1 protein-coding gene is annotated in these 237 nt (G+C 46.0%); it reads right to left on the bottom strand.

Translation table 11 applies throughout. From position 1 onward, the window contains the following. A partial coding sequence (locus tag NE637_RS15565; protein ID WP_256267829.1) for a Spy0128 family protein occupies positions 1-237 on the bottom strand: 237 nt, incomplete at both ends.

Below are 237 nucleotides of genomic sequence, written 5' to 3' on the forward strand. Positions count from 1 at the left end.
CCACAACATTTCCGGACTCATCGATGAGTACAAATGTAAATTCTCCCTCGTGCAGATCACGTCCAGTCAGCTCTTTTTTCATGCTGATATGTTCATTCACACTGAAATCTGTCGGATTTACACGGTATGTGTTTGTAAACTCAAATGCGAAATCATTCTGCCATGAGGAAACGGCGCTGATCGTTCCGTCGCCGTTGTCTGTCACGGTTACTGTAAACGTCTTTCCTTCCGCAGCCG

The sequence above is a fragment of the Desulfovibrio desulfuricans genome (assembly GCF_024460775.1).
Lineage (GTDB): Bacteria > Desulfobacterota > Desulfovibrionia > Desulfovibrionales > Desulfovibrionaceae > Desulfovibrio > Desulfovibrio desulfuricans_E.